At 43.1% G+C, this 13017-nt stretch carries 12 protein-coding genes; 8 read left to right on the top strand and 4 right to left on the bottom strand.

The genetic code is table 11. The annotated features are described in order from the left end of the window. Window positions 1–4 precede the first annotated feature (4 nt). On the bottom strand, window positions 5–427 hold the full coding sequence (locus M3234_RS20910; protein ID WP_262306562.1) for an HIT family protein: 423 nt from the start codon (window positions 425–427) through the stop codon (window positions 5–7). Window positions 428–1021: 594 nt separating this feature from the next. Here M3234_RS20910 and M3234_RS20915 point away from each other — a divergent pair. From M3234_RS20915 to M3234_RS20925, 3 genes are all read left to right on the top strand, one after another. Continuing rightward, window positions 1022–1762, top strand: a complete 741-nt coding sequence (locus tag M3234_RS20915; protein ID WP_262306563.1) for an ABC transporter ATP-binding protein — start codon at window positions 1022–1024, stop codon at window positions 1760–1762. Then, window positions 1755–2966, top strand: coding sequence for an ABC transporter permease (locus tag M3234_RS20920; protein WP_262306564.1), 1212 nt, complete (start codon window positions 1755–1757; stop codon window positions 2964–2966). Before M3234_RS20915 ends, M3234_RS20920 begins: the two co-directional genes overlap by 8 nt. Before the next feature lie 96 nt (window positions 2967–3062). After that, entirely contained in the window at window positions 3063–3785 is a 723-nt protein-coding gene (locus tag M3234_RS20925) for an EcsC family protein (RefSeq protein ID WP_262306565.1), read from the top strand. 18 nt (window positions 3786–3803) lie between these two features. Here M3234_RS20925 and M3234_RS20930 read toward each other — a convergent pair whose 3' ends face one another. The 3 genes from M3234_RS20930 to M3234_RS20940 all read right to left on the bottom strand — a co-directional run bounded on the left by M3234_RS20930 (window position 3804) and on the right by M3234_RS20940 (window position 7320). Beyond that, the gene (locus M3234_RS20930) at window positions 3804–4976 is read right to left on the bottom strand and encodes a M20 family metallopeptidase (RefSeq protein ID WP_262306566.1); all 1173 of its coding nucleotides are present in this window, start codon (window positions 4974–4976) and stop codon (window positions 3804–3806) included. A 116-nt stretch (window positions 4977–5092) separates the two neighbouring features. Continuing rightward, window positions 5093–6493 (bottom strand): hypothetical protein, encoded by a 1401-nt coding sequence (locus tag M3234_RS20935; protein WP_262306567.1) that lies wholly within the window; start codon window positions 6491–6493, stop codon window positions 5093–5095. 332 nt (window positions 6494–6825) lie between these two features. Continuing rightward, window positions 6826–7320, bottom strand: a complete 495-nt coding sequence (locus M3234_RS20940) for an antibiotic biosynthesis monooxygenase family protein (protein ID WP_262306568.1) — start codon at window positions 7318–7320, stop codon at window positions 6826–6828. 229 nt (window positions 7321–7549) lie between these two features. Here M3234_RS20940 and hemE point away from each other — a divergent pair, with 229 nt between their 5' ends. The 5 genes from hemE (at window position 7550) to M3234_RS20965 (ending at window position 12984) form a co-directional block, all read left to right on the top strand. Further along, complete coding sequence (gene hemE, locus M3234_RS20945) at window positions 7550–8596, top strand: uroporphyrinogen decarboxylase (protein WP_262306569.1); 1047 nt, start codon at window positions 7550–7552, stop codon at window positions 8594–8596. Window positions 8597–8761: 165 nt separating this feature from the next. After that, window positions 8762–9694 carry a ferrochelatase gene (hemH, locus tag M3234_RS20950; protein WP_262306570.1) on the top strand — a complete coding sequence of 311 codons (933 nt, stop codon included), beginning with the start codon at window positions 8762–8764 and terminating at the stop codon, window positions 9692–9694. 33 nt (window positions 9695–9727) lie between these two features. Further along, window positions 9728–11146 carry a protoporphyrinogen oxidase gene (hemY, locus tag M3234_RS20955; protein WP_262306571.1) on the top strand — a complete coding sequence of 473 codons (1419 nt, stop codon included), beginning with the start codon at window positions 9728–9730 and terminating at the stop codon, window positions 11144–11146. Window positions 11147–11241: 95 nt separating this feature from the next. Further along, complete coding sequence (locus M3234_RS20960) at window positions 11242–11976, top strand: MBL fold metallo-hydrolase (protein WP_262306572.1); 735 nt, start codon at window positions 11242–11244, stop codon at window positions 11974–11976. A gap of 18 nt (window positions 11977–11994) precedes the next feature. Beyond that, window positions 11995–12984, top strand: a complete 990-nt coding sequence (locus M3234_RS20965) for a lipoate--protein ligase (protein ID WP_262306573.1) — start codon at window positions 11995–11997, stop codon at window positions 12982–12984. The last annotated feature ends 33 nt before the right edge of the window (window positions 12985–13017 follow it).

The raw sequence follows: 13017 nt of genomic DNA on the forward strand, positions 1-13017 counted from the left end.
TATTTTATGAAAGGTGCTTGGAAATGTTGGAGGCAATATCCCGGAGCATTTCTGGCGTGTAGTCGCTTTGATTATTTTTCCAAACTGCCCCGAATCCGTCACCTGTCCCGTATCGAGGGATTAAATGCAGATGGAAATGGAACACCGATTGGCCGGCTTTTTCCCCATTATTATTAACTGAATTTAAACCGACTGGTTCAAATTCCGTTTTTAACGCATTGGCGATGGCAGGAACGACTTCATAAAGATTCCTGGCGATTTCGGGTGTCAATTCATAGATGTTTTCTTTATGTACTTTCGGGATTACCAGCGTATGTCCTTTTGTTACCTGGCTAATGTCGAGAAACGCTAAAACGTGTTCATTTTCAAAAACTTTGGCGGATGGAATTTCCCCATTGACAATTTTACAAAAAATACAATTACTCATTTACTCATGCCACAACCTTTCTTCGTTTTGTTTGTATATTTTACCATACAAGGACAGAAAAAGAAAAAGGCAGGATTCGCATGGAATCCCGCCTTCTCGAAGGGGAAACTGCTTCAATTTTGACGTTCATTAGGAGTGTTCTTTGATAAACACCTCATTTGGCATTAGAGTGTTGTTATAAAGAATCATCTTTGTTCAAGCTGACCATCCCCTAAGTGTTTTTATTGGTTATCCTCACCTTTAAAAACGGACATAGTCTGCGATAAACACCTCATTTACAGTTTATTGTCCATAAACTATGGTGTTATTTGAACTCCAAATGGTTACTCTGCACATTGTACATTACAACCATCCCCTTATCTGAAACGTTTTTTAGAAGCTCTCTGGGTTGAAACGGACATTGTCTTTTGTAGACACCTCATTTCAATTTATGATGAATCTCTTCATCAAGTGAACTCCCCTTCGAAAATTATGATGCCCACCCGCATAGGTTATATACAAAAATAAACTCAAAAAATTGCTGTTAAAGTTTTTAGTAGCTCAGCCTATTTGATAAAATAGAGAAAAATACCATGCTACGGAAGGGCGTTGTCAATGGCTTTATTAACAATCGATAACCTTGTCGGAGGTTATACGAGGAATCCTGTGTTAAAAGATATTTCCTTTGAGGTTAAGGAAAAAGAATTAGTTGGTTTAATCGGTTTGAATGGGGCGGGAAAAAGTACGTCCATTAAGCACATTATTGGATTGATGGAACCGCACCATGGTGTGATAAAAATAAATGGAAAAACATTCACTGAAAATAAAGAGACCTATCGCCGCATGTTTAGCTTTGTTCCGGAAACGCCAATTTTATATGAAGAATTGACGCTTGAGGAGCATTTGCGTTTGGCCGCGATGGCCTATGGGTTAACCGAGACGGAGTATAACCAGCGAGTGACTCCGCTGCTGTCAGAATTCAGAATGGAAAAACGCTTAAACTGGTTCCCGGCCCATTTTTCCAAAGGGATGAAACAAAAGGTGATGATTATGTGTGCGTTTTTGGTGCAGCCGTCGCTTTATATTGTTGATGAGCCGTTTGTCGGCCTCGATCCGTTGGGGATTCAGTCGTTGCTTGATTTGATGAAAAAAATGAAGGATGCGGGAGCGGGGATCTTAATGTCGACCCATATTCTTGCCACCGCTGAAAAATATTGCGACCGGTTCGTGATTTTACATGAAGGCAAAATTCGGGCTCAGGGGACCTTGGAACAATTAAGGGAGCAATTTTCGATGCCGTCTGCATCCCTTGACGACATCTATATTCAATTAACAAAGGAAGAAAATTATGTTTGATGATAAGAAGTTATGGAGGGACCGTGCGAGCGCCCGGATGAAGGATTTGGGGCGATACCTCCGCTATATATTCAACGGTCACCTTGTCATTGTGTTGTTATTTCTAATAGGTACTGGAGCTTTTTATTATCAACAATGGGTCCAAACTCTTCCTGCTGATTTCCCTGCGGAGCTAATTATTGCCGTTTTTGTTGGTTTATTCCTGACTTATAGTCCTGTATACAACTTTTTGTTTGAAGCGGACAAAGTGTTTATCATTCCGCTGGAGGAAAGACTAAAAGGGTATTTTTGGCGGTCAGGAGTCGTAAGTTTTGTATTTCAAGGTTACATACTTTTAATGGTTTTGGCAGTCTTTATGCCAATGTATGCAAAAGTGAACAATACAGGATTCAGCTTGTTTTTTCCGTTCCTATTAGTCCTGTTGGCAGTCAAAGCCTGGAATTTGGCGGCAAGCTGGCAGATGGACTATTATGTTCAGCCATCTGTTAGAAGATCGGACATGGCTGTCCGTTATTTTATGAATGTAACATTTGCCTATTTATTATTAGAACAAGCGAACTGGCCAATTCTATTGGTAATTGGTTTCCTGATGGCCTTTTATTTTTGGTACTTTTACAGCCGGACTAGGAAAATGGGATTAAAATGGGACTTGTTAATTGACCAGGAAGAAAAACGGATGGCATCGTTTTATCGGCTTGCGAACTTGTTTACCGATGTGCCAAAACTAAAGGATTCTGTTAACCGAAGAAAATGGCTGGATGTCTTTGTCAGAAGTATTCCATTCGCGCAGGAAAAAACTTATTTGTATTTGTTTACTCGTACTTTTTTAAGGGCGTCCGACTATCTCGGTTTGTTTATTCGATTGGCCGTGATTGGCGTATTGGGGATCTATTTTATTTCATTTGGATTGGGTCAAATTTTGCTAGGCGTTTTATTTCTATATTTAACAGGCTTTCAATTACTGCCGTTGTGGAAGCATCATCAAAACAAACTCTGGGTTGACCTGTATCCAGTTGCTGAAGCATCAAAACAAAAGGACTTTCAGTTTTTGTTAATGGTGATTATGTCAATTGAAACGATAATTTTTGCAACAGTTATTGGCATCAAAGGTGAAGTTGTCCTAGCGTTGTTTGAGCTGCTAGCTGGTCTATTGTTTAGCTATGTTTTCGTTTATTTTTACAGCAAGAAGCGTATACAAGCTTAAACGAAGTGGAAGGGCGAGATGTCCCTTCCGCTTTTTGAAACTTTGTGAGCAATCCCTTCGTAAGAAAGAATACAATTGTTGTAAGGGGTGGGCAGTGTGAACGAATATGAGTTAAAGGTATACGATGAGGTTCAGGAATGGAAACGGCGTATCACAAAAAGGTCCGGAATGATGAATAGGCTATCTAAAAAGGCGCAGGCAAAGGTCAATGAAGTGATACCGGAAAAAGTCCACGAGATTATGACCGAAAGTATTAAATCTATGGTAAAAGCTACGTTATTTGGCTCGCAAATGACGACGAATAGAAATCAAGCAGAGGGTTTGACACTTGAGGGAAAAGACGAGTTAGTGCGAAAGAAAATCTCCACTTATCAGAAAACTGCGATGGTGGAAGGGGCAGGGACGGGGGCCGGTGGAATTTTGCTTGGACTTGCTGACTTTCCATTGCTTTTGACGATAAAAATGAAGTTTTTGTTTGATGCCGCGGCTATCTATGGCTTTGATACGAAACAATACGAAGAGCGTCTGTTTATGCTGCATGTTTTTCAGCTTGCTTTTTCCAGTGATGAGATCCGCCGGAACACATTGTTCGAAATTGAAAATTGGGAGAGCCGAAAGCAGGTTTTAGCGGAAATGGACTGGCGCAAATTTCAGCAGGAGTACCGAGATTATATTGATTTTGTTAAAATGCTGCAACTGGTGCCGGGTATTGGGGCATTTGTGGGTGCCTATGCCAATAACAATCTCCTGAAAAATTTGGGTGAGACGGCAATGAATGCTTACCGGTTGCGGTTGCTGCAAAAAGCCCCTGAACTTTAAGTCAGGGGCTTTTTGCATTTATTGCTGATGGACCTTGATTGCAGCTGTTCCGAGTGTTTTGGCCGCGATCAACATACCTCGTTCATCAATATCAAATTTTGGATGGTGATGCGGGTAGCCTTCACTGTTTAGTGGTTTGGCGCCTGTGAAAAAGAAGGTTCCCGGTACCTTTTCCAAATAATAAGCGAAATCTTCCCCGCCCATTTGCGGTTCTGATTCTTCTATAATATTGACCTCCGGCACATCCTTCGCGCAGTAAATTAGGAACTCTGTTTCATTTGCATGGTTCACCACCGCCGGGTAGCCACGGTAATAGTTGTATTGGTATGTGCTGTCCGATAGATAGCAAGTTCCATGTGTGATCCGTTCCATTTCGGCCTCAATAAACGTCCTGATTTCTTCATTAAAAGTCCGAACAGTGCCAACAAGCTTTGCTTTGTCAGCAATGACATTGAAGGCATTTTCCGCGGTGAAGGAAGCAACGGTTACGACTGCTGATTCTACCGGGTTAACCTTGCGGCTGACGATTTGCTGAAGGTTTAGGACAAGCTGTGAAGCCGTGACAATCGCATCCTTGGTTTTATGAGGCTGAGCGCCATGTCCGCCCTTCCCCTGGATTTCGATTTCAAAGCGGTCGGCTGCAGCCATGATCGGGCCACTGCGATACTGGATTTTCCCTGTTGGTTCCCCGGCCCATAAATGTGTACCAAAAATGACGTCTACACCGTCCAAACAGCCGGCTTCAATCATTGATTTGGCTCCACCTGGCGCATATTCCTCCGCGTGCTGGTGGATAAACACATAGGTTCCCTCGAGTTCATCCCTTAATTCGTTTATAGCTTTGGCGAGCATCAAAAGGGTAGCCGTATGCCCGTCATGTCCGCAGGCGTGCATGACGCCAGGAACAGTGGATTTATAGGGGACGTCTTTTTCGTCCTGAATTGGGAGGGCATCGAAGTCCGCCCTTAGCGCAACTGTTTTTCCGGGCTTTTTCCCATGCACCCGGGCAACAACACCATTCCCGCCGACATTGCCTTTTACTTCAATATCAAGTTTTTCATAGAATGATTGAATGAATTTTGCCGTTTCTTTTTCCTGAAAAGAAAGCTCAGGATGCTGATGCAGGTAGCGGCGGATGGCGACCATTTCCTCATAATAGCCTTCCAATTTGGCAAACAGACTGTTTAGCATATGTAAAATCCCCCTTTTAAATTTTGGTTATTTTCAAACTATTTTAACATTTTTATAGTGGGATGGGGAATAAAACAATACGAGGCTGAAAATTAGTTCAGCCCCGGTTCACATATTTATATTAAAAACATCGCTACAATCGTCGTGACAACCAACCCGATGACAACCGGAACGAGATTTCTCCGTGCCAGCTCGAATGGGTCGACATTACAAATGGCGGCAGCCGGGATTAATGCCCAGGGAATAAGGGTACCACCGCCAACCCAGATTGCCGCGATTTGTCCGAGCGCTGTAAGAGTTGCTGCACCCTTCCCAATCGCGACTGCGAATAAAGCGGCTACCGACCCGGCAAGAGAAATCCCGGAAAAACCTGAACCGTCAAGTCCAGTAATGGCACCCACAACGGTCAAAGTAACCGCTCCAACTTCCTTACTAAGTGGAACAAGACTCGCAAGTCCCAGGCCTAAATCGTTGACGATTCCGTGCGATGCTTTGGGTAAGAATTCCCCGATTATTTTCATGAACCCGGCATCGCCTAGATAGAAGAATGCGGCAATCGGAATGACCGGCCCAAACACTTTAAACCCGAATTGAAAACCTTCTATTAAAAAACTTGTTGTTTTTTCAAGTCCTTTGTTTTTGAAACTTGTTAACGAAATGAGGACCAAGATTAAAATCGAGGTACCGCCAATAAGGGCGGTGGCGTCTCCACCAGTTAGATTAAGGATTGACATGGCGGCAACATCAGCGATAAATAAAACAGGAACCAGTAAAGCAAAGAAACGTTTTTGCGCCAGGCTTAACAGGTTAGGTTGCCCGGATTCCTCCGCGGCAGTACCCGGAACGATTTCTGAAGCCTCTATTTGCAAAACCCCGCGCTTCATGTCACGTCTTAAAAAGAAGTAAGCCGCTACAGTCGTGACTACACCCATAACAATGACCAATGGGATACTGGCGTTAATGACATCTTGGATTGGTATCCCGGCGGCATCAGATGTAAGCTTCGGTGCAGCCTGAATAACGAAGTCACCGGAAAGGGCAATACCGTGGCCAAATAGGTTCATCGCCATGGCGACGCCCAGGGCAGGCAAACCGGCTCTTACCGCCACTGGAAGAAGTACGGCACCAAGCAAGGCGACTGCGGGTGAAGGCCAGAAAAACCACGAGATTACCATCATGAGAATCCCGATTGTCCAGTAGGCCATGGTCGGGTTCCGAATCAACCTGCGGAACGGTGAAATCATGACATCATTGATTCCCGTCGTTGTTAACGTATGACTCATTGCAACGATAATCGAGATCACAAGAATCGTAGATAACAATTCAGTTATGGCATAGCCAAAACTGTTAAAAATACTGCTTACGGCATGGCTCAAGCTGCCGGTGGCGGTGATGGCTATTAGGAAGATCCCAACGATACAAACAATCGTTGTATCTCGTTTCATGACCATAAATCCGATTATAAGAAAAATAAAGACAACATATATCCAATGAAGAGCCGTAAGCTCGACAAGCATAAAAATGACCTCCTCCTTTCATTTATCCAATGGGATTTATTATGGGTATCAGCCCCAAATGGATGTAATACAGAATATGAAAGCGATTTTATTCTGGTGAAAGGAGGAGAAAGAAAAACTTCTTAAGGTCAAAATGAACCGTTATTTTGCCCTGGAGGTGATGAGGAAGGGGGTCAACGGTAAAAAAGAAGCTGTTATTTTGCCCGGGAGGTGGGTAGGAAGGGTGCCAACGGTAAAAAAGAATCCATTATTTCCCTATGAGATATCGCCGAGGTCTGCCCCCGTAAAAAAAGTCCCTGACTGCTAAAGCCTGGGACCCCATTTCAAAAGGTCTATTCCGTTATCGTGTACCTGCTAATATAAGGCGCACTCTCAAAGATTTTCGGCCCTTTGCCATCAATAACCTTGTTCAAATGGGCCGTGTCAAACGAATCTGAGCTTTTCCACTTTTGATAAGAAATTTCATTTTTCCAAACCGTCATAATCACATAGGTGTTGGAAGATAAAGGCTGGAGAATGCGGAGTGCTTTAAATCCAGGGGTATTCTCCACATTGGCCAAGCGATTTTTAATTTGATGCTCGAACAAAGGACGGCCTTCATCCGTGACCGGGATATTGTTCATCACGACAAAGCCTTCCTTTTGAACATCTCCGACTGCCTCCAATGCCCGATAACGCCTTGGTTCCTTGAAGACGATCGCCCCGGTGCTTTCATGATACGATAGTGCGCCGTTTTCATTGATCATCGTGATCAATTTTTCCTCTGGATGCTTGTGCTCCAATTTCTTTAAAAACTCAAACGTGCCTGTGGTTATAAAAATGTTCATGTTCGGACCTCCTCAATTGTTATTGTTAACGAAATACCCCAGCCTATAAATTTTAAACAAATTATGAAAACTAAAAACGACTTTTTTTTGACAGTTATCAACGTTAGCTATACAGAAATAGGAATAATCGGTATAGTGAATAGAGCCATGTAACAGGAAAGTTTTTAATTTTATTCTAAATATATTAAAATGATAGGCAGACATGTCTTTGAAAGGTGGATCTTATTAAATGACAAGACCAATTAGCGAAACATTTTTAAAAGCAGCCCGTGGTGAGAAAACAGACCATGTTCCTGTTTGGTATATGCGGCAGGCCGGGCGTTCTCAGCCGGAATACAGAGAGATTAAAGAAAAGTACTCCTTATTTGAAATTACCCACCAGCCTGAGCTTTGTGCCTATGTTACGAGACTGCCGGTGGAACAATATAATGTTGACGCCGCCATTTTATATAAGGATATCATGACTCCGCTGCCGGCAATGGGCATGAATGTTGAAATTAAGGGCGGTGTCGGACCGGTTATTGATAACCCGATTAAGTCAATGGCTGATGTGGAGCGTCTAAAAGAAATTCATCCGCAAGAGGATATTCCATACGTTTTGGATACTATTAAATTGTTAGTACAAGAACAATTGAACGTCCCATTAATCGGTTTTTCCGGTGCGCCATTTACACTGGCCAGTTATATGATTGAGGGGGGCCCATCGAAAAACTACAATAAAACAAAGGCGTTCATGTATGCCGAGCCAAAGGCTTGGTTTGCGTTAATGGATAAGCTCGGGGATATGGTGATTACATATGTAAAGGCGCAGATTCAGGCGGGCGCCAGGGCGATCCAGATTTTCGATTCCTGGGTAGGAGCGTTAAATGTCGAGGACTACCGATACTTTATAAAACCGGTCATGAACCGCATCTTCACTTCTTTAAGGGAAGAAAATGTACCACTTATTATGTTTGGTGTCGGTGCCAGTCACCTGGCATTGGAATGGAACGACCTACCACTTGATGTGGTTGGCTTGGATTGGCGTCTGCCGATCAGCCAGGCAAGAGCAATGGGCATCCATAAAACCGTACAAGGAAATCTTGATCCGGCCATCTTGTTAGCTCCATGGGAAGTGATCGAGGAAAAAGCAAAAGCTATTTTAGATCAAGGTATGGACCAGGGCGGCTATATCTTTAATTTGGGCCACGGGGTATTCCCTTCCGTAAATCCAGAAACCCTGAAACGGTTAACGTCGTTCATTCATGAATATTCGGCGACAAAATTAAGCCGTTAATCGCCCAGATTCAAGCGTTTTAATTGGTAATAAGTCTAAATTTTTGGCACAATATAATAGGCTGTTTTTTAGGGTCATAGGGGAAGCGAAGTTAGTTGCTGACGCCTTATGACCCTATCCCACATTAATTGGGGAAACAGGGAAACTTTCAAAGAGGTGCTAGACATGACAAAAAAGACAATGGGCCTGCTAGTAATGGCTTATGGTACCCCATATACACTAGATGATTTAGAAAGATATTATACTCATATTCGGCACGGCAGAAAGCCGACCCCCGAAATGATCGACGAGCTTCGCAGTCGCTATGAAGCAATAGGCGGTATTTCACCATTGGCCAAAATCACCCTTGAACAAGCGGAAAAGCTGGAAGCCTATTTAAATGACATCCAAGATGAAATACAATTTAAAATGTACCTGGGCTTAAAACATATTGAGCCGTTTATTGAAGATGCAGTAAAGAAAATGCATGAGGACGGCATTAAAGAAGCGGTCAGTATCGTCTTGGCGCCGCATTTCTCAACGTTCAGCGTAAAATCCTATAATGGCCGAGCAATAGAGGAAGCGGAAAAATTGGGGGGACCTCAAATTACTGCAATCGAAAGCTGGTACCAAGAGCCAAAGTTTATTACATATTGGGCCGATAAAGTACAACAAATATTCTCAAGACTGCCTGCAAATGAAACAGACAACGCTGTGCTGATTGTCTCTGCCCACAGCCTGCCTGAGAAGATTTTGCAATTTGGCGACCCGTATCCAAAACAGCTTCAGGAAACGGCCGATTTGATTGCGGAACAAGCTGGGGTGAAAAATTATGTCATTGGCTGGCAGAGCGCCGGAAATACACCGGAACCATGGCTCGGGCCGGATGTGCAGGATTTAACCAGAGATTTATACAATAACCATCATTATCAGGCATTTGTATATGTGCCAGTCGGCTTTGTTTCGGAACACCTTGAGGTGCTGTACGATAACGATTATGAATGTAAGGCGGTTACAGAAGAACTTGGGACCAGTTATTACCGACCGGCAATGCCGAATTCACAGCCTGAATTTATTGATGCCTTATCAACGGTTGTTTTAAAGGCTATACACAAGTAAATTATCGGATTTTAAATGGAGCAGGTGACGTCAGTGGCGCAAGAAAAACAGAAAGTCATCATTATTGGGGGAGGGGCTGCCGGAATGACGGCTGCCTACTATCTCCAAAAAGAAATAAAAGAAAAACATCTCCCAATTGAGATAAAGCTCATTGAAGCATCGCACCGTCTCGGAGGTAAAATGCAAACAGTCGTCAAGGACGGTTTTACCATTGAAAGAGGGCCCGATTCATTTTTGGCAAGGAAGACAAGCATCATTAGGCTGGCAAAGGAAGTTGGGATTGATGACCAGTTGGTACCGAACTCAACGGGGAAATCTTATGTTTTGGTAAACGAAAAACTTTATCCAATGCCAGGGGGATCCATCATGGGTATCCCGACACAGGTAGGTCCGTTTATCACAACCGGCCTATTCTCCATTCCCGGCAAGCTGAGGGCAGCGGCGGATTTCATCCTTCCTCGTTCGGAAAGCGGGAAAGATCAGTCGTTGGGGAAATTTTTTCGCAGAAGATTGGGCGATGAAGTGGTTGAAAATTTAATTGAACCATTGTTATCTGGTATTTACGCGGGCGATATTGACCAAATGAGTTTAATGGCGACATTCCCACAATTTTATGAAGTAGAGCAGAAACACAGAAGCCTGATACTGGGAATGAAGAAAGCCACCCCTTCTCAGCCAAAGCAACCTGCTGTCAAGGAGAAGTCAAATAAAGGCGCGTTTCTGACTTTTAAAACCGGGCTTCAGTCATTTGCCGAAGCCATTGAGGCAAAACTGGACGCTCATTCCATTTTAAAAGGACACCGGGTTGAGAATATTACCAAAATGAATGGTAAGTATGAAGTTTATCTGAACAATGGAGAAATACTGGAGGCGGATGGCATTATTGCTGCCACACCGCACCAGATTACCCAGTCAATGTTTTCCAAATTTGGCTTTTTTGAGCCGTTAAAATCAGTTCCATCGACATCAGTGGCAACGGTAGCATTAGCCTTTCCAAAAGAGGCGATCAAACAAGATATTGACGGGACTGGCTTTGTTGTTTCACGAAACAGTGACTATTCGATTACCGCCTGTACCTGGACCCACAAGAAATGGGAACATTCCACGCCAGATGGAAAAGCGTTGCTCCGCTGTTATGTAGGCCGGGCAGGAGACGAAACGATTGTCGACCTGTCAGATGACCAAATTATTAAAATTGTCTTGGATGATTTAAATAAGACGATGGATATCACCATGACTCCCGAATTTGCCATTGTATCGCGTTGGAAAAACGCGATGCCGCAGTATACCGTAGGACACAAGCAGCGCATGGCGGAAATACTTGAAGCAATGAACCGGGAACTGCCTGGTGTATTTCTGGCTGGTGCCTCATATGGAGGAGTTGGGGTACCTGACTGCATTGACCAAGGGGAAGCTGCAGTCAAGGCTGTCTTGGATTATTTAAAACTTTAACGTTTATAAAACCGGCCGTTTATAATAGCGGCTGGTTTTTTGTAATTGTCGAATTTAGAGTATATTAAAGAAAGAGACTTTTGGAGGTGCAGGAAATGAAATTAACAATTATTGGTTTATGGGGTGGCTACCCGAAAAAGAATGGTGCAAGCTCTGGTTACTTGTTGGAGCACGATGGATTTAAGCTGTTAATCGATTGCGGAAGCGGCGTGCTGTCCAAGATGCAAGAAGCAGTCCAACCAGAGGAGCTCGATGCTGTCATTATCTCGCACTATCACCCAGACCATATTGCCGATATTGGCGTCTTACAGCATGCGAGATTAATTCAGGGGTTTCTGGGAAAGCAATGCCCCAATTTGCCAATATACGGTCATATCTTCGATGACTATGAATTTGGCAAATTGACGTATAAACAGATTACCAAAGGGATTCGCTATGATCCGAATCAAGTTCTCGAAGTGGGACCATTTAAGGTGTCATTTATTAAAACAGACCATCCAGTTCCATGCTATGCGATGCGATTCGAGGCAGACGGCAAAGTGCTGGTTTATACAGGCGACAGTTCCTTTAAAGACGAGTTTATAGATTTTGGCAAAGGCGCTGATGTCCTGTTATGCGAATGCAATTTTTACGGAAATCAAAATGGCAAATCAGCAGGGCATATGAACAGTTTCGATGCAGGACGATTTGCAAAAAATGCTGCTGTCAACCAATTAATCCTGACTCATTTGCCGCATTACGGTAATTTGTCCGACCTTGTTAGTGAAGCATCTCAAGAATTTACTGGTATAATAAAGCTTGCAGAGGAATTTCAAACCATATCAATTTAAGGGAGGCCCCAGGCTTTTATGTTATTTATCGACAATAAAGGAATAACCGACCCAAGGATTAACCTGGCAATTGAAGAATACGCATTGAAGAATCTTGATATCAATGAGACGTATTTATTATTTTACATAAACGGACCATCGATTATTATTGGCAAGAATCAGAATACGATTGAGGAAATCAATACCGAATATGTCGAGAACAACGGGATTAAAGTGGTTCGCCGTTTATCAGGAGGCGGAGCCGTTTACCATGATCTTGGCAATTTGAATTTTAGCTTCATCACAAAGGATGATGGGGAGAGCTTTCATAATTTCCGCAAATTTACCGAGCCGGTTATTGAGGCACTTAGAAAATTGGGGGTAAATGCGGAGCTTAGCGGCCGCAATGACATCGAAGTGGAGGGACGGAAAATCTCCGGGAACGCTCAGTTTTCCACCAAGGGCAGAATGTTCAGCCATGGAACACTGCTGTTAAATTCTGAAATGGAAAATGTCGCATCAGCTTTAAAGGTGAAAAAGGACAAGATCGAATCGAAGGGAATCAAATCGGTTCGAAGCCGAGTAGCCAATATTTCTGAGTTTTTAACGGAAAACATCAGCATCGAAGAATTTCGTTCCTTGCTGCTAAAATTTATTTTTGACGGGATGGAGGAAGTTCCTGAATATGTCCTGACCGAGGAAGATTGGGAAAGGATTCACCAGCTGTCAAAAGAAAGATACCAGAATTGGGAGTGGAATTACGGAAGGTCACCGAAATTTAACCTGCAGCATTCACACCGGTTTCCGGTTGGCTCCATTGATGTCCGGCTTGAGGTCAATAAAGGAATCATTGAAAATTGTAAGATTTACGGCGACTTTTTTGGCGTCGGTGATGTTAGTGACATTGAAGCCAAGTTAACGGGAACTCGCTATGAAAAGGGAGAAATTGAAGCAGCTCTGGAAGAAATTGATACAACCTATTATTTTGGGAATGTATCAAAGGAAGACTTTATTAACTTAATATACTAATGTCATTCAAGGGGGAAGTGTCCAATTCGACAT

Origin of the sequence: Neobacillus niacini (genome assembly GCF_023715785.1) — a bacterium.
In the GTDB taxonomy this organism is placed as follows: domain Bacteria; phylum Bacillota; class Bacilli; order Bacillales; family Cytobacillaceae; genus Neobacillus; species Neobacillus niacini_E.

Excerpts from the sequence above, each read along its gene's own strand:
- M3234_RS20910 (WP_262306562.1), bottom strand. The coding sequence starts at position 427 with ATGAGTAATTGTATTTTTTGTAAAATTGTCAATGGGGAAATTCCATCC.
- M3234_RS20915 (WP_262306563.1), top strand. The coding sequence starts at position 1,022 with ATGGCTTTATTAACAATCGATAACCTTGTCGGAGGTTATACGAGGAAT.
- M3234_RS20920 (WP_262306564.1), top strand. The coding sequence starts at position 1,755 with ATGTTTGATGATAAGAAGTTATGGAGGGACCGTGCGAGCGCCCGGATG.
- M3234_RS20930 (WP_262306566.1), bottom strand. The coding sequence starts at position 4,976 with ATGCTAAACAGTCTGTTTGCCAAATTGGAAGGCTATTATGAGGAAATG.
- M3234_RS20935 (WP_262306567.1), bottom strand. The coding sequence starts at position 6,493 with ATGCTTGTCGAGCTTACGGCTCTTCATTGGATATATGTTGTCTTTATT.
- M3234_RS20940 (WP_262306568.1), bottom strand. The coding sequence starts at position 7,320 with ATGAACATTTTTATAACCACAGGCACGTTTGAGTTTTTAAAGAAATTG.
- hemE (WP_262306569.1), top strand. The coding sequence starts at position 7,550 with ATGACAAGACCAATTAGCGAAACATTTTTAAAAGCAGCCCGTGGTGAG.
- hemH (WP_262306570.1), top strand. The coding sequence starts at position 8,762 with ATGACAAAAAAGACAATGGGCCTGCTAGTAATGGCTTATGGTACCCCA.
- M3234_RS20960 (WP_262306572.1), top strand. The coding sequence starts at position 11,242 with ATGAAATTAACAATTATTGGTTTATGGGGTGGCTACCCGAAAAAGAAT.
- M3234_RS20965 (WP_262306573.1), top strand. The coding sequence starts at position 11,995 with ATGTTATTTATCGACAATAAAGGAATAACCGACCCAAGGATTAACCTG.